Genomic DNA, 22392 nt, shown 5'->3' with positions numbered 1-22392 from the left:
CCTCCTAGCGTTCAGATTGGGGGTGAGAGCGGACCACAGGCGTGCGGCCCCGCGCGTGGCGTGGACTGGCAGCAGCGTCGGCGATCACGTCGTCCCACTGCGCTAGTATGATGGCCGGATCAAGTCGCGCGCGCAAAGCAGCCGCGTTCTGTGCCATTGCGGCGCGCATCTTTGGCGCGGCGGCGAGGGCCCCAAGCGCTTCGGCCAGGGCCATCACATCGCCCTGCGGCACAAGGCGACCATTCACCCCGTCCTCAATCAACTCCTGAGGGCCGAAATCGCAGTCAAAAGCGACGACGGGGCGCCCATTGACCAGGCCTTCGGCCACGACATTGGGAAAGCCTTCATAGCGGCTCGACAGCACCAGAATATCGGTTTCGGCGATCCATGCACCCGGCGTCACACTGTTGCCGGGCAGATCGACCACATCATCCAGACCAAGGGCCGTGCGCTGCGCCTCAAGGGCGGCACGCTGTTCGCCTTCGCCATAGATGGTCAGGCGCAAGTCGCGGCCCTGCCCATGCAGCAACGCCATGGCGCGCAACAACAGATCAAAGCCCTTTTGGTGAGACAGCCGCCCGACAGCCGCCAGCCGCGGGGGATTTACGACTGGCGGGTCGGACTGTCCCGCGCGGGGCGCGCAGGGATTGGGGATCACTCGGATATTGTCGTGGGCACGCGTCGGCACATCGCGGCAGGCCCGTTTGGTCTGCATCACGATCCGTGCGGCCTTTGGCATCAGGGCGGACTGGGCATGCCGCCAGAGCGGGTGTGCGCCCTGGGCCTGCACATTGTTGCGTTCGGACACGATGACGGGGGTCTTGGTGCCAAGTGCGGCAATCAGCGTCTGGACATTGATCTTGGTCAGAAAGGACACCACCACATCCGGCTCTTGGGCGCGGATCAGGGCGCGGATTGCGCGTGTGCGGCGCAGCATGCTCAGCCGGGCGCGGCGCGGTTGTGGCGGGTCCAACACATGCAGGCTGACACCCTCGGGGTATTCAAAATAGGACCCCTCGGGCGGGCAGGTCATGGCCGCCACATGCACCTCGTCGCCAAGCCGGGCGCGATGCGCGGCAATCATCGCCACGATCTTTTCCGCACCGCCTGCGCCAAAACCGGCCTGTATGATGAGAAGTTTCATCCGCCCCACTCCGCCGCCTCGATCCGGGCGCGGTCCGGGGACCAGCGCGCGTGATCAGGGGGTGTATGGCCGCCGTTCAACCCGGTGTCGATCAGCGGGCGCCCAAGACCCTTGGACTGCAAGAAGATGCGCCCGATGTACTCGCCCATGATCCCCGGGAACATCGCATTGAGCGTCATCGACAACAGCAGCAGGATGGTGGTGGTGGCAAAGCCCGCAAGCCAGTCGGCCCCAAAGATAAACTTGTCTACGATATAGCCAATCAGCAGCAGAAAGGTCGACAGGCCCACAAACGTGCTGATCATCGAGGCCGACCGCAGCGGCAACAGTGAGTGGTTGATCAAGCCGTCAATTACCAATGATAACAAGGCCTTGAAAGGGCGTTTTGACGCTCCGGCCGTGCGCGCCTGGCGGTCGTCGTCAAAGCCGATCTGGGAAAGTTCCATACCGCAGATCAGGCGGCGCACGTAAGATGACTGGTCGTCAATCTGGCGCAACTCGTCCAGAATGTGCCGGTCCGTAAGGCGAAACTCACCCGCGTTTCGCGGTAGATCATCATTGCTGATCAGATCGATGAGGGCATAGGACGCGCGCCGATTGGCTGCCACGATGGGCCCATCGGGCGGGCTTTTGCGCACGCCGTAAACCACGTGATGGCCTTGACGCCATTGGTCAAGCATCTGAGGAATCAGCTCGGGCGAGTCCCGCATGTCGCACTCAAGCTGGACGGCGCACGCCCCTTGGGCCGCGCGATAGGCCGCCAGCACCGACTTTTGATAGCCGACATTGCGTGAAAAGCGGATCAGCCGCACCCGTTCATCTGCCGCCGACATCTCGGACAGAATATCAAAGGTGCGATCCTCCGAGTGATTGTCGGCAAAGATCACCTCCATCTCGTACCCGTCCAGGCCGTCAAAGACAGCACACACACGGTAATAGGCGGTGCACACATTCGCCTCATCGTTGAGGACGGGGATCAGGATCGAGACAAGGGTGGTCATGCCGCACCTGTTTGGGTCAGTTGCGCTGCGCGGGGGCGGCGTGGCGGGGTGGCGCGTGATCGTGTCCATTCGAATGTCCTTTTCAGCCCTTCTTCAAGGGTGATGCGCGCGCTCCAGCCCAGAGTCTGTCGGGCCAGCGCTGCGCTGGCAATCAATTCGGTTGCCGGCGTGGTTTGGGTCTTCTCTTTCAGCAGCGCAAGGCTTGCGCCGCAGGCTCGCAGCACTTCGCGGCCTAATTGCGCCATCGTCGGCGCCTGCCCGGTGCCGAGGTTCACCAGATCGGGTGCCACATCTCCGGCATCGGCCACGGCCAAAAGGCCAGCGACAACGTCATCCACATGGATCATGTCACGCCGATCCAGCGGGCGGTGCAGGGTCAGAGCGTCACCTTCGCGGCAGGCATTGATCAATCGCGGGATCAGGAAGTCCGGGTTTTGCATCGGCCCGTATGTGAGGGCCAGCCGTGCGGTGATCGCCGCAAAAGGCAGCCGCGCGCGCACGGACTGAAGATAATGCGTGGCCGCACACATCGAGGCGGCATAGAGCCCACGCGGCGCTTCGCGCAGGCGCTCGTCATAAGGCACAGCGACGTCCCCATATTCCGCGATGGTGCCACTGCGCACGAGCACAGCGGGCGGCACGTCGCAGGCTGCCGCCACCAGCGTCACAAGCGGGGTCAGGTTGTCCTCAAGGCTTTGGGCCGCGTCGCGCAGATCATCCTGCGCCACATAGCGGGTCGTGGCCCCCAGATGAAAAATCACATCCGCCTTGGCCACCTGCAGGGCCTGGCGCACACTGCCGACATTTGCAAAGTCAGCGTGCAGCAGTGCGATTTGGGGGCGCACGTCATCCAGGCGCGCAAGCGAGGAGCCTGCGCGCGCCAACACTGTCACCCGGTCGCCACGTGCAAGGCAGGCGCGCACCAAGTGCGCCCCGATAAAGCCCGTACCCCCTGTGATCAGAATGGATGCCATCGCCCTGCCCGCCTATTCCGTGTCAGCGCCGACGATGCGCGGCGTCGGCAAGGGTACGATGAACTTCCCACCGACCGGCTCATAGTCGGACAGCTGCGTGCGGATCTCGTCAAAGAAATTCCAGGCCAGCACCAGCATGTAGTTTGGTTTGTGCTCTGCGATGGCTTGGGGAGCGAGGATCGGGATTTTTGACCCCGGCGCGTAGAGTCCCTGTTTCAGTGGATTGCGATCCACAAGAAAATCAAGGGTTTCCGGGCCGATCCCAAAGTAGTTGAGCAACGTGTTGCCCTTGGCGGGCGCACCATATCCGGCAATTGTCTGACCTTTTGCCTTTATGTCGGACAGCAGGGCCAGTAAATCGGTCTTCATCTCTTCGACCCGCGCGGCAAAGTCGAGATATCCATCGCGATCCAGCAGACCGGCGGCCCGCTCGTCCGCGATCATTTCGGCAACGATAGGGGTGGGTGTCACACCTTGCGACGCCTTGCGCATGAAAACCCGCATGGACCCGCCATGCACCGACAATTTTGTCACATCCACCACATCAAAGCCGGTCGCCTGCCCCAGTTTGACAATGGACAGCAGGCTCAGCTCGGACATGTGTTCGTGATAGACGTTATCGAACTCGTTGGTTTCCATGATCGCCTTGCCCCACGGCACCTCGATCACAAAGGTCCCATCCTCAGCGAGCAGGATGTCGACAGAGGCCATGAACCTGTGCAGGTCACCGATTTGGTTAAAGGTGTTGGAGGTCGCGATGGCTTGTGCCCAGCCATGGTAGCCGACCACCTCCCGCGCGGTTTCGGGGGTCAGATAGGCAACATGCACCTCGACGCCCTGCTTGGCCGCGATCTCGGCCAGATTGGCCGCCGGATCGATCCCGAGGGTGCGGGACCCGTTCGCATTTGCAAAGCCAAGCATCAGCCCGTCATTGCAGCCGATATCGATGATCAACCCACCTTTCGCAATTTTTTCAAGGGCTTGAGCGAAAGACTTGAAGTGTGTGTGCATCGTGGTCGCGCCAGAAGGCACATATAGGTAGTGGGTAAAGAACCCTTCGGGGATTTGATCGGCCACCTGGATCAGCCCGCAATCCAGACAGCCTTGGGTGTTGAGCGGAAAGGCCGGTTGGGGGTCATTCAATTCGTCGGGCCGTACGAACATGTTCGCGGGGGGATGATTGCCCATCGGCAAAAACGTCAGCAGATTTTCCGACTGACAACAGCGGCAGATTTTCAACGTACTGCTCAGAGCAACTTGAGTGTTCATATCCGCGTCCTGTTCAAAGTCTTCAATAGTAATAATCCAGGGGTCGGGCCGCCTGTTGCGCGCCGCGATATCTCGCAAAGATGTCTTTGGCGGAGAAGGTATGGGCGGATTTCCTGCCCAGAAGGACGACGCCGCTGGCACGGTCCGCCGCGTCGTCTTCGGGGATCAGGTGATTGAGGTCGTGCGGCCCGAAAAAGATCAGTTTTGCGAGGCTGCCGACATGGCGCGAACGGGACAGACCCCGGAACAAATAGTCGATCGGTCAGATGATCTGCATCTCCACTTTCGGTGAACCGGGTGAAATCGTAAGGGCCGTCAGGCACTTGCTGCATGAACGGGGTCTCGGCATCGACCGGCTTCGCAAAATCAACATAGATCGGCAACCCATCGGACTGGGACACGCACGTGGTCCCGGCGGGGCCGGGCGCGGTCTGCGGCCAGTTAGCAAGGCTGTCTACGATTTTGCGATCTGCGAGGGTCATCTCATTCTCCTGAAAGGGCGCGCGCCTAAGCCGCCATGTGGGTCGCGCTCCGGTTTTGGTGTTGCGCTGCGAACGCCTCGAACTGTTCATGGACATAGGCGACATGGGCGTCTGTCAGCCCATGGTGACAGGCCAGCAGAATGCCGCTCCGCATCACGGCATCCGACACCGGATAGCCGCCCGCATCCGTGCGATGCTCAACGTCCTTCATGGCGGGCTGGCGCAGAATGTTGCCGGTGAAGACGGGCCGCGTCTGGATGTCGGCCTTTTCCACGAACATCTGCAGCGCGCGCCGGGTAAAGGGCACGTCATCGCGCAACGTCAGCGGGAATGACAACCAGCCTGTGCGCGAGTCCGGCAATTGACGCGGCAGCACGAACCAGTCCTCGTAGTCTTTGAAGAACGTGAGGTGGCTGGCGAAGTTCTTTTCCCGCTCTGAGATGTGCAGGTCCAGCTTGTCGAGCTGCACAAGACCGAAGGCGGCGCTGACTTCGGCGAGTTCGAGGTTGTACCCAAGTGTTTCAAAGTCGAATGTCGTATTGTATTCAATGCCATCCAATTTGACGTTAAAGAGGTTGTCGATGATCTCACTGTCACCGAACAGGGATGAGCTGCGCCCCCACGCCCGGAGCAGAACCGCCTTGCGCGCGAGTTCAGGGTCGTTGACGCACAGCATGCCGCCATTGCCCGCCCCTTTGATCACGTGACTGCCGCAAAAGCTGGTGGTTGAGACATCGGAATAGCGCCCCGTGCTGCGCCCTTTCATGGTGGCCCCCAAAGTGTCGGCGCTATCTTCGATCACGCGCAGCCCGTACTTGTCGGCAAGGGCGCGGATGGCTTTCCAATCCGGCAGGTTCCCGATAAGCGAAGGGATCATCAGCGCGCTTGTCTTGTCGGTGATCATCGCCTCGATCTTGGACACGTCGATGTTGTAGGTACCCTCTTCGGCATCGACAAAGGCCGGGATCAGCCCGTGGCGGATCAGCGGCGCAACCGTGGTGGCAAAGGTGAGCGCAGGTGTGATCACCTCGCTGCCTTTGGGCAGGTCCAGGATCTTGACGGCAAGATAATTGGCCGAAGACCCGGAATTCACCATGATCCCGTGCGCTTTGTCGAACAGCGCGGCAACCCGGGCCTGCATCTTGGGCACACGCGGCCCCATCTGGGTCGACGTTTGCAGAACTTCGACAACCGCATCAATCTCTTCCTGACCGTGAACGGTCTGACCGTAATCCACTCTCATTTCCGTCCTCCTGACGTTTTGCCAGGCTGGACACTGAGCGTGCCTGTCAAGAGGGGTTTGCGGCGGCGGCTGGCTTCGGCTGCGATGATGGGAACTGGGGTGGTATGGGTGCGCTGCCCGTCCATACAGCCGCAGAATGTGCTGATTTGCGCGTCCGTGAGGGCCACCATGCCGTGGCCGTCGGCATGGTGGCGATACCATTCGACGGTCATGCGAACCGCTTCGCTGAGGCTGAGTTGGGGCCGCCAGCCGAGTCGTGTGTGGGCCTTGGTGCTGTCGAGGCGCAACAGCCCCGCCTCGTGCATCTGTTGACTGGGGGCCGCATCCTGGGCCTCGCCGTACACAATCTCTGGCCCGCCGGGCCCCCACGCTTCGCAGATTTCCTGTGTCAGCTGGCGCACCGGCACGGTCGAGGACACGTCGGGGCCAAAGTTCCACGCGCCCTCGAACGGGGCACCATGCTGAAACAGGCGTGCGGCGAGCGCCATGTATCCCGACACCGGCTCAAGCACGTGCTGCCATGGACGCACGCTGCCCGGATTGCGGATGTTGACCGGACGTTTGTTGGCGGCGGCGCGCACGATATCGGGCACAAGGCGCTCCAGCCCCCAATCGCCACCGCCAAAGACATTGCCCGCCCGTACCGTGGCAAGCCGTGGTCCGCCCTCCTTGTTGAAGAACGAGCGGCGATAGGCGTGGGCCAGAATTTCGGCGCACCCTTTGGAGGCGCTGTAAGGATCCGCGCCGCCCAAGGGATCCGCCTCGCGGTAGCCCCACTCCCATTCGTTGTTTTCATAGCATTTGTCGCTGGTGACCACGATGATCGCCTTGAGCGACGGCATCCGCTGCGCCAGTTCCAGCACGTGCGCGGTGCCCATCACGTTGGTCGCAAATGTCTCTACCGGATAGGAATAGGACCGGCGCAAAAGCGGTTGGGCCGCCATATGGATCAGAATCTCCGCATCCAGCGTGCCCATGACCTTACTGAGCCGCACACGGTCGGTGATGTCCGCCATCCGGCTGTTCACGGAGCGCGCAACCCCGCAGGCCTCAAAGAAGCTGGGGCCGGTTTCGGGCGGCAATGCAATTCCTGTGACCTCGGCCCCAAGCCGCGCGAGCCACAGCGACATCCACCCGCCCTTAAAGCCCGTGTGCCCAGTCAGAAGCACCCGTCGCCCTGCGAACACACCGCCGAAATCTGATCCGATCTGAGCCGACATCGCCTTGATCCTTAAATGGCGACGGCCGGGATGCGCTCCGGCTGATAGACTTCAAAGTCCATCCAGGGCGGCGTTTCGTCTTCGCACAGCGCGTCAAGCTTATTGCGGTCACGCACGGTGTCCATCGGATGCCAGAACCCATTGTGGCGATAGGCCATCAACTGCCCATCCTTGGCCATCTGGCTGAGCGGGGTGTGTTCGAGGGGTTCTGTGTCGTCGACCATGTAGTCGAGCACGCCGGGCTCGAACACGAAGTAGCCACCATTGATCCAGGTATCACCCCCTTCGACCTTTTCTGTGAAGGCATTCACCCTGTCCCCATGAATATCGATATTGCCGAAACGCGCGGGCGGCTGCACGGCTGTCACCGTCGCCAGCTTGCCATGCGAGCGATGGAAGTCGAGCAGCGCATCAATGTCGACATTGCCCAGCCCATCGGAATAGGTGCACATGAACGTCTCGCCGTTCAGCCAGTCCTTGAGACGGCGGATGCGCCCGCTCGTCATGGTGTTGGCACCGGTATCGACCACCGACACGTTCCACCCGCCGGGGGCCGAGGGCACCAGCGTCATCTCGCCACTGTCTAGCGCCACCGTGATGTTGTTGGCGATCAGGTGGTAGTTGGCAAAGAACTGTTTGAGCAGCAGCGCCTTGTAGCCTGCGGCAATCACGAAATCGCGGTGCCCGAAGTGGCTGTAGATATCCATGACGCGCGCGATGATCGGGCGTCCGCCGACCTCGACCATGGGTTTGGGAATGGACACGGTTTCTTCGGCAAGTCTGGATCCAAGGCCGCCGGCAAGAAGTATCGTCTTCATTGGATTGGTCCCTTCTTTATGTCTTTAGAAAAAATGGGCGCGGTCGCGCCGGAAAAATCGGCATGCGCGCTGTGGGGAAAAATGGGGGCAATTGTCATTTCGCGACCTCCCCTTGGGCAACAACCAGCACGCCGTCGTCATAACGGTTCGACAGGCTTTGCGCGGCCACGGTCTGATAGCCATGGGCTTGCGCATTGGCCCGCATGGGCGCTTCAAGGTCCGGCTCATCGCCCAGCAAAAAGGCCGCAGGTGGTACGGTATCAAACCGGGTGACCAAGCCACCTGGCCCGGACATCACGATATGCGCGGCCAGATCGGGCGTGGTGAATTCCGCCACCCGGTCGGCGAATTGCCCGGTCGCGATTTCAGGATAAACCTCCAGCCCTTCTTCCAGCAGATAAAGCGGCATCAGCGTTGCGATGGGACCTGTCAGGCCCGCCTCGCTCAGCACCGCTGCGATCTCGCGCCCGCCATCGTCGAACTGCGCCACCTCGGTTTGGGCCGGGGCGCGCAAGGCCAGAAGCCCGGGGGAAAGTCGCGGCAGCGCCAGAAACACCATCAGGATCATGCCCGCCGCCAATGCAGGCTCCAGCATTTGTATGGTCTGCTGATCAAGCGCGCCTGTCAGCACAAGCCAGCCCGAGGCGACCACGCCAATGCTCAGCAGCAGTGCACCGCCCGAAAGCCATCCGGCATAGGCCATTACCACCTTATCACGCAGGCTCATTGCCAGCTGAGGTTCGGTATGCTGGAACACCTCCCAATAGGCGATGTGGGGGCCAGTGTGAAAGCCGGTCACGTGGGCCATGAACACCTCGGGCGCGCTCAGCAATTGTACGAACAATGGCGCGGCACCGACAAGCCCGCCAATCAGGGCAGGCAGCACCACGCGGCGCAGTCGCTGTGCAAAGCCGAGAGTGCGGGGCAGCAGAATGGCTGCAAGCATCATGGGCGGAATGATGACGACGGCACTGATCGTCATCCCCGTCGCGACCGACAGGCACAGGCCCGCGCAGAACAACGGCACGGCGCGCACGTCCCCGCGCAGCACTTCGTTCAGGAACAGGCCAAGCGCCAGCACCCCAAAGCTGGGCAGCAGCAGGTTGTGCGCGGGCGCGACAAACAGCATCTCGTCCTGGCGAATGCCGAAAAACATGATGCGACCAAACAGGGCGGTCAGCAGCACCAGCACGCCGATCACCGCAGCGATCTGCATCAAGCGCGATTTGGGAGCGCGCAGTGCGTGCGGGGTGCGTGTCGCACCGGGCAGCGGCGGTGTGCATGCCACATCAGCCATCCGAAAGACCTGCGCGCAGTGGCACGCCAAGGGCGGCAGAGACGCCGACATAGGATGCGACCACGATCAAGGGCAGCGCGAGTGCTTGGCCCAGATAGGGGTTCAACCCTCCGGTCAGCAGCACCGTCAACAGCGCGGCGTTCAATGCGCAAAGTGCCACATGGACCAGAACATAGCGGGGCAGCCGCGCGGTGCCCTGCACCCCGAAGACGAGGCGCGCATGGGTGGTGTAGTTCCACAGAACCGCCAACCCGAATTGCGCGATCAGCGCGATCTGCGGGACGGCACCCATCCAGACCGCCGCAGCATAGACGCCGTAGCCGAACCCGGTGTTGAGCATACCCGCGCCCAGAAAGCGCAGCACACGCGCCCGGACCTGGGGCGTGGTCGAGGCGGCGTCAGTGCCCATATCAAACGGTAGATCAATAGGATAGCGCATCTGTTTCATGCCACCGACTCCACGCTTGCGCTCAGTGGGGTTGCGGGGGCCGTGGCATGGGCGACGCACGGTGCCTCAAGCCCCATATTGGTCAGCAACAGGGCGTTGACCTTGTGCACATCATAGCGCTCGATCACGCGCTCATGCGCCGCCTGCCCCATCGTCTGGGCCAATGCGGGATCGGCGATGAACTGCGCCATGGCCGTGGCCAAGGCCGACGCGTCATCGCAAGGCACAACCCGGCCCGATACGCCATCTTCGATGGTTTCACCGCAGCCGGGCGCGTCGGTGGTGATGACGGGCAGACCGCTCGCCATCGCCTCAAGGATGGTGCGTGGCACCCCTTCGCGCAGCATGGTGGGCAGAACAAACACTCCGGCAGATGCGAGATGCGGGCGCACATCGCGGGTCTCACCCAAATAGGTCAGCAGCCCCTCTGCCTGCCACTGTTCGACTTGGGCCAATGGGATCGCATCGGGGTTGGTATCAAGCGGACCAAGCACGCCAAGTTCAAACTTGTGGCCGCGCGCGCGCAACAGACGTGCGGCCTCGGCCAGAACCTCGAGCCCCTTGCTTTTCAACAACCGCCCCACAAAGAGGAACCGGAATTGGGCCGGAGCCTCGGTAGGGGGGGCAAAGCGGCGGGTGTCGACCCCCGATCCGGGCACATCCACCAAGGGCACATTGTCGGGGATCAGACGCAGGCTGCGTATGTCGCGCCGTTCCTGCCTGTTGTAGCAAAACGCGGCTGTCACATGGCGCAACGCCATCCGATGCAAGGCGACGACAATGGCGCGCACCAAACGGCGCCGCCCACGCGGGCGCGCCTTGGAAAACGCATAGCCAAGGCCGGTGAACAGCGCATAGCGGCGCGGCACACCTGCGATATGGCCCGCCCAGCATCCATAGAGGATCGGCTTCATCGTGTAGCCAACCACCACATCCGGGCGCAGCGCCGACAGCAGTTGAGAGATGGCGCGCAGCGTGCGCAGATCCGCCAGCGGGTTCAGCCCGGTGCGCTGCATGGGCACGCTGTGGCAGGTGATCCCTTCGCGCTGCAATTGCGCGCGGGTGTCAGGATCAAAGTCCGGCGCCAGCGCTGTCACATGGTGCCCCTGCGCCAGCATCCGGCGCATAAGTTCCAGCCGAAAGTTCACCAGCGACCAGGCGAGACTCGCAATCACGACGACGTGCTGCGGCGTCACCGGAGTCGCTTCCACGGTGTCGTCGGAGGATACCACTCCCGTCCGCCGCAAATGCGGCGGCGTATGTTCAGTAGCGTTCGACATGTTTAAGTATTTGTTTCGTAATGCAATTGGCTTGGATAACCGCCCGTCGGCAGGGCGATCGTCACGGGCGATGATGCAATGGGCCGCCCGCGTGGTTCCGGCGCGCGCAGCGCATCGCCGGTAATTTCGATGGGCCGCAGCCCGTTGACCCCGTAGCCGGGCACAAGGTTCTTCAGCCGGCGTTTCACGTCACGCGCCGACCCGCCCCGCGCCGCCCCTTCAAGATGATGGATAGCCGCGCGCAGCCGCGAGATGGCGATGCCCTCAGGTACTGCGGCCTGCACACCGGGAATGCCGCAATCACGCGGCGTTTCGGATTCGTCAAACAGCTCTTCGAACAGCTTTTCACCGGGGCGAATGCCGATCACTTCGATCTTGATGTCATCGTCAGGGCGCAGCCCGGCCAAGCGGATCATCCGTTCAGCGATATCCATGATCTTGACCGGCTCTCCCATATCCAGAACAAAGATCTGGCCCAGGCCGGTTTTCTGCGCCAAGCCCTTTGCCGCCGCCACAAGCGTCAGTTCGACCGCCTCGCGGATGGTCATGAAATAGCGGGTCATGCGGTCGTCCGTGATCGTGAGTGGTCCGCCTTGAGCGATCTGTTTCTGGAACAACGGGATGAGCGAGCCGGACGATCCCAGGACGTTGCCAAACCGGACCGAGAAAAAGCGGGTGCTTTCGCCGGTTTCGGACGTGATGCGATCCTGCGCCTGAACGTAGAATTCGGCGACCCGCTTGGTCGCGCCCATCACATTGGTGGTGTTCACGGCCTTGTCGGTCGACACCTGCACCATCGCAATGGCACCCACGTCGCGGGCTGCATCTGCAATGTTGCGGGTGCCGATCACGTTGGTCAGCACGCCCTCGCACGGGTTGGCCTCGACCATGGGCACATGCTTCAGGGCCGCGGCATTGAACACCAGTTCGGGGCGGTGCTTGGCAAAGATCGCGTTGACCCGCCTGGCGTCGCGAATGTCTGCCACATGCACATGGTGCTGAACGTCCGGAAAATACTGCTTCAGATCCTGATCAATGGTGTAGGCGTTCAATTCGCACTGTTCCAGCAAGACCAGCTGGCTCGGACCGAAGGAGGCGATCTGGCGCGACAACTCACTGCCGATGGACCCGCCTGCCCCGGTGATCAGAACGCGGCGGCCGTTGAACAAGGCGCGCAACAGCGACCGCTCAACCGCCTTTTGCGGTCGGTCAAGGATGTCTGTGGGGTCAACGGCGCGCGGCTCAACTCCGCCAAGGTCGGAGCCCGAGGGTGCTTCGCCCAGGTTGGGCAGACGCGAGACAGGGACGCTGTGCGCATTGGCCCACCCGATCAACTTGCCGATTCCGTCGGAATCAAGCTGGGTGATCGGTTCGGTCAGGAACAGGCGTTGGGGCAGCGCCTCCATCATTTCCAGGGTCGCGCACAGCCGGTCAGGCGACAAAAGCGAGCCGAGTATGTCGATGTCGTGAAACACGAGGCCGCCCGTGTCGCGCGCGTCATCGATGATACCAATGGGCCGATAGCGGGCGTCGGGCGTGCGTGAGGCGCGCACGAAAAGATCACAATTGGTCCCGGTCCCGACGACGAGCACTGGAATGCGCGTGTCGGCAACGGCCATGTCGGCGGGCGCGCGGGCGGTGTGATTGACCTTACGCACCAGCTCGCGGTGACGGGCACACAGGCGCAAGCCGACCAGCGCAGGGACTACAACCAGGAATTGGATGGCGAAAGAGGCAAATGGGACCGCCGCCGCGCCCGGCAACAGCGACAGGCACAGCCATTGCAGGCCAAGCGCAAACAGCGCCCCGCGCACGACGACAACCGCGTCGCGTAAAGACGTGGCGCGGGCGTGGCCTCTGTAAAAGGCGCTGAGGGGATACATGATCAAAGCGGCCAGAACGGCCGACGAGACGAACGCAACAAGGCTCTCGCTGAGGACATGTGCGCCGATCAGATTGGCCGTTAACAGCAATGCTGCGAGCGCGGCCAAGGCAGTTGCGACGGTGTCGGCGATTGCAAGCCGGCGGTTGGCGCGTAATGACGCCAACAGCCGGCCCGTCGATGCAAATCGCCGTCCGATCCGCGCCATAATTGCGCGGCCGGCCCGTCGTGTTGGCGTCCAGACCAATTGGTCGCCCGTCGTCATGCCGTCTAAATTGCTCATTTCAAACACCTCGTTAAACAAATACCAGCACCTCCTAATCAGGCAACCGGTCGCAATAGAAATGACACACGTTTCCAGACACCGACAAACCAGGTTTGTCAGTCTCAAAACGGAAAATGCTCAGCCGTGTGTAGCCGTTTTTATGTCGCGCATAATTCGATCAGGAGCGCGTTATCTTATTCGAAATTCATCAGGCTTATCGCCCTGCATTATTATTTGGTCTTATATATTTTTTGGTCCCGCGTGTCCCCGCAGGTATGTTTGCCACTCGTCGCATCGTCACCTGCACGAAGAAATTCTCGCGTCACTCAGGTGTGTCAGGCAGGAAATTGCCTACCTCATGTATACGGAAAATTTGTAAAAAAGTAAGTGATTTGTTAACAATTTTCTGCCGCTCGTGTGGATAAATCCTGAAATATCACTAAATTACAGTATGTTAGATTTTTCGGGTCTGCGGCGGGTTTTTGCCACTTTAATAGACGCCCTGAACGAGCTTCCCTACATGGTTGTATTTTCTGAGACTGAGTTCCCTTATCGAGAGTACGGACCTGTTTCGAAGCAATTCTTCGCCGGTTTGCGATTCGGCAATGGATTGCTTTGTGTTTTCGAAAGACTGCGATTTTGGAGAAAACAGTCCGCTCCTATTATCGCAATAGTTGAATTGATCATCTTTTTACCATTCTATTAATCTATCGCGATGATTGCCCTTTGCTTACTCCTGAGAATACCTTGTGCTGCTGTGATCTTTAGTAATAGCCAACAAAGCGCACATCATATATAGAGTGACGCGTATTGATTAAAGAAACCGCCGCGTGGCGGTGTTGACCCTAACGAAGTGGTGCCGCAAGGGCAGATTTTGCCCGCACCCGATTGAGTATTGAACATGAACCGTGCGGTTGAACTATTGATAACGGGGCTGGCTGGTCTGCTGGCGTTGCCGTTTTTCCTGATTGCCTATGTCATTCTGCGCCTGTCGCTTGGCGCGCCAAGTGTGTTTCGACAGACCCGCAGCGGGTTGCACGATGTGCCGTTCACAGTCATCAAATTGCGCACCATGTCAGATGCGCGCGCGCCAGACGGCGCTTTGCTGCCGGATGCGCAGCGCCAGACCCCTATCTCGACCATTGTGCGCCGACTGCGTCTGGACGAGTTGCCCCAGCTTTTGACCATTCTGCGCGGTGAGATGGCGCTGGTCGGGCCCCGCCCCCTTTTGCGCGAGACCATCGCGGGTTTCGGGCAGGATGGCCTGCGCCGCGCCACGGTCCGTCCCGGTCTGACCGGGTGGGCGCAGGTCAGCGGCAACACCATGTTGTCCGACACCGAAAAGCTGCAACTGGACCTTTGGTATATAGCCAACCGCAGCACATGGCTTGATCTGCGTATTCTGGCCGAGACGATTGGCGTCGCACTTTATGGCGAGCAGCGCCGTGTGGATCGCATCGCGCTTGTGTCGAAGTCGCTGACCGGGTCTGCAACATCATGAGGACGGTGTTTGTCGGGGCGGTCGAAGGCTCGCGTGCCGCACTTGCCGCGATTTGTGCGGCAGGGCATGCGCCTGATCTGGTGGTGACATTGCCCACAGATCTCGCACGGCGTCATTCCGACTTTGCCGATCTTGGGCCAATTGCAGCGCAATATGACATCCCCGTGCACCGGACCGAGAAAAGCGACGCCCCCGATACTCATGCGGCCATTGCCGCAATAAGCCCCGACATCATTATGGTCATCGGCTGGTCCCAGATTTGTGGGCCCGCGTTCCGGGCACTGGCGAAACACGGTGCCATTGGCTTTCATCCCTCCGCCCTGCCCCAGTTGCGTGGGCGCGGTGTCATACCGTGGACCATTCTGATGGGTGGCACACAGGCCGGGGCGAGCCTGTTCTGGCTTGACGATGGGGTAGACACCGGCGACCTCGCCGCGCAACGCCAGTTTTCCATCGATCCGGAGGCCGAAACTGCCCGTAGTCTTTATGATAAGGTGATCGACGCCTTGCAGGACATGCTGCCCGCCCTCTTGTCTGACCTCAAGGCAGGTCAGCGGCCCGCCACGGCGCAGGATGACACGCAAGCCTCTGTCTGTGCCCGGCGCCGGCCCAGTGACGGGTTGATCGACTGGACCAAACCAGCGCGCGACATTCACCGATTGATCCGCGCGGCCGGGCCGCCCTATCCCGGGGCCTTCACCACCACCGCCTCCGGAGAGACGCTGGTGATCACCGCCGCACAGCTCTGTCCGCGCACGGGGTATTATGTCGGCCTGCCCGGTCAGGTGCAGGCGGTCACGCCTGACCTTTTCACTGTCTATTGCGGCGACGGTGCATGCCTTGATGTGACCGAATGGTCCGGTGCGCCCCCCGCCCAACACACCCACCTTGGAAGGAGCCAGCTATGAGCGCCCTGCCCGACCTGTTTGGCCAACCCGACCCGGACGGGTGCCCCGTTCTGGTGGTTGCGCCGCATCCTGATGACGAAATCCTGGGCGTGGGTGGCACCATGGCACGTCTCGCCCGTGCGGGACACAATGTACATGTTGCGGTTGTGACCAGCGGCCAGCCGCCCCGCTTTGACGCGGCACAAATCGCGACAGTCCGGGCCGAGGCCGCAGCGGCGCACGGCCAACTCGGTATTGCCCAGACCCACTGGCTGGATTTCCCGGCAGCCGAGCTGGCCGAACATCCCCATGGTGCACTGAATGCGGGCCTTGGCGATCTGATCCGGACGATGGACCCGCACACGGTCTTTGCCCCCCACCCCGGCGACATCCACATGGATCACCAGTTGACGTTCCTGTCGACGCTGGTGGCAAGCCGGCCGCACCAGGCGCGCTATCCCACCACGATCCTGGCCTACGAAACCCTGTCCGAAACGAACTGGAACGCGCCTTACCTCACGCCCCCTTTCGTGCCGAACGTCTTTATCGATATCACCGACACGCTTGAGGACAAGCTGGCCGCCTTTGCCTGCTTTGCCAGTCAGGTGCGCGCGGCGCCGCACGAACGCTCGATCGAGAGCCTGCGCGCCCTTGCCACCCTGCGTGGTGCCACCGTCCACCGCGCGGCCGCCGAGGGCTTTGTCCTTGTCCGCGCCGTCCTTTGACCCCTGAAACCGGAGAATGCCCATGTCTCGCTGGCCCATATATGATGATGATCAGATCGCTGCCGTCACGGCGGTGCTGAAATCCGGCAAGGTCAACGCCTGGACCGGCTTTGACGTGACCGCCTTCGAGGATGCCTATTGCGCCTATACCGGGGCCTCCTTTGCCATCGCGATGGCGAACGGATCGGTGACGCTGGATACGGCCCTGCGGGCGCTCGACCTTGAACCCGGCGACGAGGTGATCGTGACGCCCCGCAGCTTTGTCGCCTCGGCGGCGTGTGTGATGCTGGCAGGCGGCGTGCCCGTCTTTGCCGATATCGACCCCGACACGCAGAACATCACGCCTGAAACCATTGCCCCGCTGATCACGCCGCGCACGCGCGGGATCATCCCGGTACACCTTGCGGGCTGGCCCTGCGACATGGTCGAGATCATGGCGCTGGCCGAGGCCCACGGGCTGTGGGTGATCGAGGATTGCGCCCAGGCCCATGGCGCGATGATCGGTGCGCGCCATGTGGGCACCTTTGGCACGTTCGGCTCGTTTTCCTTCTGTCAGGACAAGATCATGACCACGGGCGGCGAAGGGGGCATGTTGCTGACCGAGGATCCGCAATTGTGGGACCGCGCGTGGAGCTTCAAGGATCACGGCAAAAGCTATGCGGTGGTCCATGCCGACGACCACCCTCCCGGCTTTCGCTGGCTGCATCGGGGGGAACCCGGCACCAACCTGCGCATGACCGGCATGTCGGCGGCTATTGGCCGTGTCCAGCTTGAACGCTTGAACGACTGGCGCGCGATCCGCACCGCCCATGCTGCCGTTCTGACCGAGACGCTGTCGGGGTGCAGCGCCTTCCGCGTCGTGACCCCGCCTGATGGCATCACCCATGCGTGGTATCGCTATTACGCGTTTGTCGAACCGTCGGCCCTTGCCACCGGCTGGTCACGCGACCGCATTCTTGCCGAAATCTCCGACGCAGGCTTTCCCGCCTTTTCGGGCAGTTGTTCCGAAATCTACCGCGAAGAGATGTTCCGCGCCCGTGGCATCGGCCCCTCCGCACCGCTGCCGGTCGCGCAATCGCTTGGGGAGACCAGCCTTGCCTTTTTGATCGACCCAAGCTGGTCGCGGGACGAGATTGCCGATCTGGCACAGACCGTCGCACGGATCGGGCGGATGGCCGAGCGGCGCAGCCCTGTGGCGTCGTCTGCTTGAATTAAAACCCGTAAGGTGCGGTTCAGGAATAATAATCCCTGTACCACTCCACAAAGGCAGCAACCCCATCGGGCACCGATGTTTGCGGCGTGTAGCCCGTCAGGTCAGACAAGAGCGTCTCGTCCGCCCAGGTCGCGGGCACGTCGCCGGGCTGCATGTCCATCATGTTTTTGGTGGCTTTGCGCCCCAGTGAGGTCTCGATCGCCTCGATGAAATCGAGCAGGCGCACCGGTGCCCCGTTTCCTATGTTCACAATGCGGTACGGAGCCACCGGCGACAGGCTGTCCGCCTCGCCCACGGGCGCGTCGCGTTCGGGCGGGACATCCATCAACAGGCGGATCGCATTCACCAGATCGGTGACATAGGTAAAGTCCCGCTCCATATCGCCGTGATTGTAGACGTCGATGGGTGATCCTTCGAGGATCGCGCGGGTGAATTTGAACAGCGCCATATCCGGGCGCCCCCACGGTCCATAGACCGTAAAGAAGCGGAACATCGTGACTGGCATGTGATAAAGATGCGCATAGGAATGGGCCATCGCCTCATTCGCCTTTTTCGTGGCCGCATAGAACGACATCTGCGCGTCGGCCTTGTGCGTTTCGGCATAAGGCATGTCGGCATTGGCCCCGTAGATGGACGAGGTCGAGGCCATCAGCAGATGCGTACAAGGTGTGGCGCGCACCGCCTCGAGCAGGTTGTATGTGCCGATGATATTGGCATCCACATAGGATCGCGGGTTGTCGATGGAATAACGCACCCCGGCTTGCGCGGCGAGATGGACAATCACGTCCGGTTTCTCGGCCGCGACCAGATCGTGCAGCGCGCCATCGGTCTCGAGGCGTTCGTTCACAACGCGAAACTGCGGCGATTGCAGTAACATCTGCTGGCGCCGTTCCTTGAGCGTCACATCATAGTAGTCGGTCAGCGCATCAAACCCCACCACCTCGCACCCATCGCCGAGCAGTCGCTTGCACAGATGATAGCCGATGAACCCCGCCGATCCCGTCACGAGAACTTTGGTCATTGTACGGCCTCCTCTTTCTGCCAGGCGGTACGCCCGATGCTGTCATAGGCTGCAAAGCCCGCCTTTTCCGCGTCTTGTGCGGCGTAGATATTGCGCAGGTCCGCCATATGGGGTGTGGCCATGCTGCCCGCGAGGCGCTTGAGGTCGAGCGCGCGAAACTCGTTCCATTCAGTCAGCGTGACAACCAGATCGGCGTTCTCGCAAGCCTCATAGGCATCCTCGACCCAAGTGACACCGGGCAGCAAGCCTTCGCCCTCATGTCGCCCTTGCGGGTCGGTCACGCGAACCTTGGCCCCTGCCCCGATGAGGGCGGGCACGATGGTCAGCGACGGAGCGTCGCGCATGTCATCGGTGTTGGGTTTGAAGGTGACGCCCAGAACGGCCACCGTCTTGCCCGCCAGACGATCCGCGCAGAGCGCAAAGATCTTGTCGATCATGCGCCGCTTGATCTCTTCATTGACCTTGATGACCGTCTCGGTGATCTGCATCGGCACGGCATGTTCCTGACCGATGCGGGCCAGTGCGCGGGTGTCCTTGGGAAAGCAGGACCCGCCATAGCCCGGCCCGGCATGCAGGAACTTGTTACCGATCCGCCCATCCAGCCCCATCCCTTGCGAGACTTGCTTGATGTCGGCACCGGTGCGTTCGCACAGCATCGCGATTTCGTTGATGAAGGTGATCTTGGTCGCCAGAAACGCGTTGGCGGCGTATTTGATCATCTCCGCACTTTCGAGATCGGTGGTCACGATGGGGAAGTCGCGCAGGTAAAGAGGGCGGTAGATCTCGGCCATGACATCGGCGGCGCGCTCGGACTGCACCCCGACCACAACGCGGTCGGGCTTCATGAAGTCGTCAATGGCGGCCCCTTCGCGCAGAAATTCAGGGTTGCTGGCCACATCGAAATCGAGTGACGGGTTGGCGGCACGCACCACCTCTGCCACGCGCCGGTTGGTGCCGACGGGCACGGTGGATTTGGTCACGATCACCACATAGTTCTGGGCGAGCCTTGCGATCTCTTCGGCGGCGGCCATCACATAGGTGAGGTCTGCATGTCCATCGCCGCGCCGGGTGGGTGTGCCCACGGCGATAAACACCGCTTCGGCACCGTCAATCGCGCTGGCAAGGTCGGTGGTAAAGCTGAGCCGCCCGCCCTCGACGTTGCGCACCATCAGCGCCTCGAGCCCGGGTTCATAGATCGGCACCTCGCCACGCAAAAGCGTGTCGATCTTGGTCGCGTCCTTATCGACGCAAGTGACCGTGTGTCCAAAATCGGAGAAACAAACACCCGACACAAGGCCCACATAGCCCGTGCCGATTACCGCAATTTTCATGGAAATGTCCTTCTGGCCAATCGCCGTCTTTGTCGTGAAAAAGGTCTTCAGTCGTAAAAAATATCAGTGCTAATGCACAGGTTTATACAGCAGTATCAGCGGTTTCGCTAGTCTTTCGCATAATGCTGATTTCAAAAATGCGTTTTGAGGCCGAAATGGGCGCGCGGGGCCTTAGCCCAACGCGTATCCCGCGCCGCGCACTGTGCGCACCGGATCGCGGCCCCCGTAATGGGTCAGCGCCTTGCGCAGCCGCCCGATATGGACGTCGACGGTGCGCGAATCCACATAGATGTCGCGCCCCCAGACCCGGTCGAGCAGTTGCTCGCGGCTCCAGACCCGGCCAGGTTTTTCCATGAAGGTGCTGAGCAGGCGGAATTCCGTTGGGCCGAGTTTCAGCTCTTTCGGCCCGCGCGTGACCTTGTGGCTTTCGGCATCCAGAACGATGTCATCATATTCCAGCCGCTGCCCCACGGTCGAGGGGCGCACACGGCGCAACTGGCTGCGCACGCGCGCCATCAGTTCGATCACCGAATAGGGTTTGACCACATAGTCATCCGCCCCTGTTTCCAGCCCGCGCACCTTGTCCACCTCTTCAGACCGGGCCGAGAGCATGATGATCGGGATGGACCGCGTCTCGGGCCTTATTTTCAGACGCCGGCACACTTCGATGCCCGACAGGTTCGGCATCATCCAGTCCAGCACGATGATGTCAGGCATGTCCTCGTCCACCAGCAACAGCGCCTCTTCGCCATTCTGGGCGCGGCTGACGGCAAAGCCTTCGGCCTCGAGGTTATAGGCCAGCACTTCGCGCTGTGCAGGCTCGTCTTCGACAACCAGAACGCGGGGCTGATCGGCGGACATGGGCGTGCTCTCCTAAACGGGCAGCGAGGTTTTGTCGGCCTTCTGGCGCGGATCATCCGGTATCGTGCCCGTGACCAGATAGACGACCTGTTCAGCGATCGAGGTCACGTGGTCGCCCATGCGTTCGACGTTTTTGGCGATGAAATGGAGGTGCATGCAGGCGGTGATGTTGCGCGGGTCCTCCATCATGAAGGTGAGGAATTCGCGGAACAGGGCATTGTACATCTGATCCACCTCGGCGTCGCGGTCGATGACGTCCTGCGCCAGTTCCGCATCCCGCGCCACGTAGGCATCCAGCGCGTCCTTGAGCATCCGGTTGACCTCTTTGGACATGCGGCGCAGCGCGGCGGCGCTGTCGTTTACAGGGGCCATCTGGGACAGGACACCGGTGCGCTTGGCCATGTTTTTTGCATAGTCGCCAATACGTTCCAGGTTGGCGCTCACCTTCATCACTGACAGGACCAGGCGCAGATCAATCGCCGTGGGCGCGCGCAGGGCGATGACGCGCGCGGCCTCTTCGTTGATGGTTTCCTCGAGCGCGTCGATGGACTTATCGGCTTTGCGCACCGTCTCGGCGCGTTCCTCGTCGCGGCTCTCGAGGCTGATCGCGGCCTCTAGAATTGCGTTTTCGACCAGCCCGCCCATTTTCATGATCTGGGCCTGAATCGCCTCGAGATCGCGGTCAAAGGCGGATGCAATATGTAGATCGTTCATAGCGTGCTCTCCTTAGCCGATACGGCCGGTGATGTAGCTTTCGGTGCGCGGATCGACCGGATTGGTAAAGATCTGGCCGGTCTCGCCGTATTCCACGAGGTTGCCGAGGTGGAAAAACGCGGTTTTCTGACTGACGCGCGCGGCCTGCTGCATGGAGTGGGTGACGATCACCACCGAATAGTTGGTGCGCAATTCATCAATCAATTCCTCGACTTGCGCCGTGGCGATCGGATCGAGCGCCGAGCAGGGTTCGTCCATCAACAGCACTTCGGGTTCGGTGGCCACAGCGCGCGCGATGCACAAACGCTGCTGCTGCCCGCCGGACAGGCCTGTGCCGGGGGCGTTCAACCGGTCCTTGACTTCATCCCAGATGGCTGCACGGCGCAGGGATTTCTCAACGATATCATCAAGATCGCCCTTGTTCTTCGACAAGCCATGGATGCGCGGCCCGTAGGCCACATTGTCATAGATCGACTTGGGGAACGGGTTGGGCTTTTGAAACACCATGCCGACCTTTGCGCGCAGCTGGACGGGGTCGACCTTGGGATCGTAGATGTCCTCGCCATCAATCAGAATGTCGCCTTGCACGCGACATACGTCAATTGTGTCGTTCATCCTATTGATACAGCGCAAGAAAGTGGACTTGCCACACCCCGAGGGGCCGATGAACGCGGTCACGGTCTTGTCTTCGATATCGACGTTCACATCCTTGATGGCGTGGTTGTCGCCATAAAAGACCTGTACGTTCTTGGCCGCGATCTTGACCTCGTTTGTCTCCACGTCTCTCTCCAAAATTCTCATATCATTCATCGACGT

The 22392-nt window shown here is 61.3% G+C and carries 21 protein-coding genes; 4 read left to right on the top strand and 17 right to left on the bottom strand.

Features of this window, described 5'->3' with window-relative positions:
• Positions 1–4: 4 nt before the first annotated feature.
• The 12 genes from Q0908_RS06115 to Q0908_RS06060 form a co-directional block, all read right to left on the bottom strand.
• Complete coding sequence (locus tag Q0908_RS06115) at positions 5–1144, bottom strand: glycosyltransferase (RefSeq protein WP_299281914.1); 1140 nt, start codon at positions 1142–1144, stop codon at positions 5–7.
• Positions 1141–2214 carry a glycosyltransferase family 2 protein gene (locus Q0908_RS06110; RefSeq protein ID WP_299281913.1) on the bottom strand — a complete coding sequence of 358 codons (1074 nt, stop codon included), beginning with the start codon at positions 2212–2214 and terminating at the stop codon, positions 1141–1143. Before Q0908_RS06110 ends, Q0908_RS06115 begins: the two co-directional genes overlap by 4 nt.
• Complete coding sequence (locus tag Q0908_RS06105; protein WP_299281911.1) at positions 2142–3119, bottom strand: NAD(P)-dependent oxidoreductase; 978 nt, start codon at positions 3117–3119, stop codon at positions 2142–2144. Before Q0908_RS06105 ends, Q0908_RS06110 begins: the two co-directional genes overlap by 73 nt.
• Before the next feature lie 12 nt (positions 3120–3131).
• Positions 3132–4388, bottom strand: a complete 1257-nt coding sequence (locus Q0908_RS06100; protein ID WP_299281909.1) for a class I SAM-dependent methyltransferase — start codon at positions 4386–4388, stop codon at positions 3132–3134.
• 22 nt (positions 4389–4410) lie between these two features.
• Complete coding sequence (locus tag Q0908_RS06095) at positions 4411–4638, bottom strand: hypothetical protein (RefSeq protein WP_299281907.1); 228 nt, start codon at positions 4636–4638, stop codon at positions 4411–4413.
• Between the two features lie 257 nt (positions 4639–4895).
• The gene (locus Q0908_RS06090) at positions 4896–6113 is read right to left on the bottom strand and encodes an aminotransferase class I/II-fold pyridoxal phosphate-dependent enzyme (protein ID WP_299281905.1); all 1218 of its coding nucleotides are present in this window, start codon (positions 6111–6113) and stop codon (positions 4896–4898) included.
• Positions 6110–7333, bottom strand: a complete 1224-nt coding sequence (rfbG, locus tag Q0908_RS06085; protein ID WP_299281902.1) for a CDP-glucose 4,6-dehydratase — start codon at positions 7331–7333, stop codon at positions 6110–6112. The genes Q0908_RS06090 and rfbG overlap by 4 nt, the downstream gene beginning before the upstream one ends.
• 11 nt (positions 7334–7344) lie before the next feature.
• Positions 7345–8151 carry a glucose-1-phosphate cytidylyltransferase gene (rfbF, locus tag Q0908_RS06080; protein ID WP_299281901.1) on the bottom strand — a complete coding sequence of 269 codons (807 nt, stop codon included), beginning with the start codon at positions 8149–8151 and terminating at the stop codon, positions 7345–7347.
• Between the two features lie 94 nt (positions 8152–8245).
• Positions 8246–9448, bottom strand: coding sequence for a hypothetical protein (locus Q0908_RS06075; protein ID WP_299281899.1), 1203 nt, complete (start codon positions 9446–9448; stop codon positions 8246–8248).
• Positions 9441–9896, bottom strand: coding sequence for a GtrA family protein (locus Q0908_RS06070; RefSeq protein WP_299281898.1), 456 nt, complete (start codon positions 9894–9896; stop codon positions 9441–9443). Before Q0908_RS06070 ends, Q0908_RS06075 begins: the two co-directional genes overlap by 8 nt.
• Positions 9893–11128 carry a glycosyltransferase family 4 protein gene (locus Q0908_RS06065; RefSeq protein ID WP_299281897.1) on the bottom strand — a complete coding sequence of 412 codons (1236 nt, stop codon included), beginning with the start codon at positions 11126–11128 and terminating at the stop codon, positions 9893–9895. Before Q0908_RS06065 ends, Q0908_RS06070 begins: the two co-directional genes overlap by 4 nt.
• A gap of 50 nt (positions 11129–11178) precedes the next feature.
• Entirely contained in the window at positions 11179–13341 is a 2163-nt protein-coding gene (locus tag Q0908_RS06060; RefSeq protein ID WP_299281895.1) for a nucleoside-diphosphate sugar epimerase/dehydratase, read from the bottom strand.
• Between the two features lie 883 nt (positions 13342–14224).
• On the opposite strand from Q0908_RS06060, the gene Q0908_RS06055 reads away from it, so the two are divergent.
• The 4 genes from Q0908_RS06055 to Q0908_RS06040 are packed head-to-tail and all read left to right on the top strand — an operon-like array spanning position 14225 to position 17646.
• Entirely contained in the window at positions 14225–14824 is a 600-nt protein-coding gene (locus tag Q0908_RS06055) for a sugar transferase (protein ID WP_299281893.1), read from the top strand.
• Entirely contained in the window at positions 14821–15732 is a 912-nt protein-coding gene (locus tag Q0908_RS06050) for a formyltransferase family protein (protein WP_299281891.1), read from the top strand. Before Q0908_RS06055 ends, Q0908_RS06050 begins: the two co-directional genes overlap by 4 nt.
• Positions 15729–16436, top strand: coding sequence for a PIG-L deacetylase family protein (locus Q0908_RS06045; RefSeq protein ID WP_299281889.1), 708 nt, complete (start codon positions 15729–15731; stop codon positions 16434–16436). Before Q0908_RS06050 ends, Q0908_RS06045 begins: the two co-directional genes overlap by 4 nt.
• Positions 16437–16458: 22 nt before the next feature.
• On the top strand, positions 16459–17646 hold the full coding sequence (locus Q0908_RS06040; RefSeq protein ID WP_299281887.1) for a DegT/DnrJ/EryC1/StrS aminotransferase family protein: 1188 nt from the start codon (positions 16459–16461) through the stop codon (positions 17644–17646).
• Between the two features lie 22 nt (positions 17647–17668).
• Here the strand turns inward: Q0908_RS06040 and Q0908_RS06035 are convergent, their stop codons facing one another.
• The 5 genes from Q0908_RS06035 to pstB form a co-directional block, all read right to left on the bottom strand.
• The gene (locus tag Q0908_RS06035) at positions 17669–18670 is read right to left on the bottom strand and encodes an NAD-dependent epimerase/dehydratase family protein (RefSeq protein ID WP_299281885.1); all 1002 of its coding nucleotides are present in this window, start codon (positions 18668–18670) and stop codon (positions 17669–17671) included.
• The gene (locus Q0908_RS06030; protein WP_299281884.1) at positions 18667–20001 is read right to left on the bottom strand and encodes a UDP-glucose/GDP-mannose dehydrogenase family protein; all 1335 of its coding nucleotides are present in this window, start codon (positions 19999–20001) and stop codon (positions 18667–18669) included. Before Q0908_RS06030 ends, Q0908_RS06035 begins: the two co-directional genes overlap by 4 nt.
• A 171-nt stretch (positions 20002–20172) precedes the next feature.
• A complete protein-coding gene (gene phoB, locus Q0908_RS06025; protein ID WP_299281882.1) occupies positions 20173–20862 on the bottom strand; it encodes a phosphate regulon transcriptional regulator PhoB in 690 nt (229 codons plus the stop codon).
• Positions 20863–20874: 12 nt separating this feature from the next.
• Complete coding sequence (gene phoU / locus Q0908_RS06020; RefSeq protein ID WP_299281880.1) at positions 20875–21576, bottom strand: phosphate signaling complex protein PhoU; 702 nt, start codon at positions 21574–21576, stop codon at positions 20875–20877.
• A gap of 12 nt (positions 21577–21588) precedes the next feature.
• Positions 21589–22386 (bottom strand): phosphate ABC transporter ATP-binding protein PstB, encoded by a 798-nt coding sequence (gene pstB / locus Q0908_RS06015; RefSeq protein WP_299281878.1) that lies wholly within the window; start codon positions 22384–22386, stop codon positions 21589–21591.
• Between the last annotated feature and the right edge of the window lie 6 nt (positions 22387–22392).

The organism is uncultured Tateyamaria sp. (assembly GCF_947494755.1).
In the GTDB taxonomy this organism is placed as follows: domain Bacteria; phylum Pseudomonadota; class Alphaproteobacteria; order Rhodobacterales; family Rhodobacteraceae; genus Tateyamaria.
Note: the sequence above shows the minus strand (reverse complement) of the source record. Positions and strands in the feature narration are given on the sequence as shown.

Excerpts from the sequence above, each read along its gene's own strand:
- rfbF (WP_299281901.1), bottom strand. The coding sequence starts at position 8,151 with ATGAAGACGATACTTCTTGCCGGCGGCCTTGGATCCAGACTTGCCGAA.
- Q0908_RS06110 (WP_299281913.1), bottom strand. The coding sequence starts at position 2,214 with ATGGACACGATCACGCGCCACCCCGCCACGCCGCCCCCGCGCAGCGCA.
- Q0908_RS06055 (WP_299281893.1), top strand. The coding sequence starts at position 14,225 with ATGAACCGTGCGGTTGAACTATTGATAACGGGGCTGGCTGGTCTGCTG.
- Q0908_RS06075 (WP_299281899.1), bottom strand. The coding sequence starts at position 9,448 with ATGGCTGATGTGGCATGCACACCGCCGCTGCCCGGTGCGACACGCACC.
- pstB (WP_299281878.1), bottom strand. The coding sequence starts at position 22,386 with ATGAATGATATGAGAATTTTGGAGAGAGACGTGGAGACAAACGAGGTC.
- Q0908_RS06060 (WP_299281895.1), bottom strand. The coding sequence starts at position 13,341 with ATGAGCAATTTAGACGGCATGACGACGGGCGACCAATTGGTCTGGACG.
- Q0908_RS06105 (WP_299281911.1), bottom strand. The coding sequence starts at position 3,119 with ATGGCATCCATTCTGATCACAGGGGGTACGGGCTTTATCGGGGCGCAC.
- Q0908_RS06050 (WP_299281891.1), top strand. The coding sequence starts at position 14,821 with ATGAGGACGGTGTTTGTCGGGGCGGTCGAAGGCTCGCGTGCCGCACTT.
- Q0908_RS06035 (WP_299281885.1), bottom strand. The coding sequence starts at position 18,670 with ATGACCAAAGTTCTCGTGACGGGATCGGCGGGGTTCATCGGCTATCAT.
- Q0908_RS06030 (WP_299281884.1), bottom strand. The coding sequence starts at position 20,001 with ATGAAAATTGCGGTAATCGGCACGGGCTATGTGGGCCTTGTGTCGGGT.
- Q0908_RS06090 (WP_299281905.1), bottom strand. The coding sequence starts at position 6,113 with ATGAGAGTGGATTACGGTCAGACCGTTCACGGTCAGGAAGAGATTGAT.
- phoB (WP_299281882.1), bottom strand. The coding sequence starts at position 20,862 with ATGTCCGCCGATCAGCCCCGCGTTCTGGTTGTCGAAGACGAGCCTGCA.
- Q0908_RS06070 (WP_299281898.1), bottom strand. The coding sequence starts at position 9,896 with ATGAAACAGATGCGCTATCCTATTGATCTACCGTTTGATATGGGCACT.
- rfbG (WP_299281902.1), bottom strand. The coding sequence starts at position 7,333 with ATGTCGGCTCAGATCGGATCAGATTTCGGCGGTGTGTTCGCAGGGCGA.
- Q0908_RS06040 (WP_299281887.1), top strand. The coding sequence starts at position 16,459 with ATGTCTCGCTGGCCCATATATGATGATGATCAGATCGCTGCCGTCACG.
- Q0908_RS06115 (WP_299281914.1), bottom strand. The coding sequence starts at position 1,144 with ATGAAACTTCTCATCATACAGGCCGGTTTTGGCGCAGGCGGTGCGGAA.
- Q0908_RS06045 (WP_299281889.1), top strand. The coding sequence starts at position 15,729 with ATGAGCGCCCTGCCCGACCTGTTTGGCCAACCCGACCCGGACGGGTGC.
- Q0908_RS06100 (WP_299281909.1), bottom strand. The coding sequence starts at position 4,388 with ATGAACACTCAAGTTGCTCTGAGCAGTACGTTGAAAATCTGCCGCTGT.
- phoU (WP_299281880.1), bottom strand. The coding sequence starts at position 21,576 with ATGAACGATCTACATATTGCATCCGCCTTTGACCGCGATCTCGAGGCG.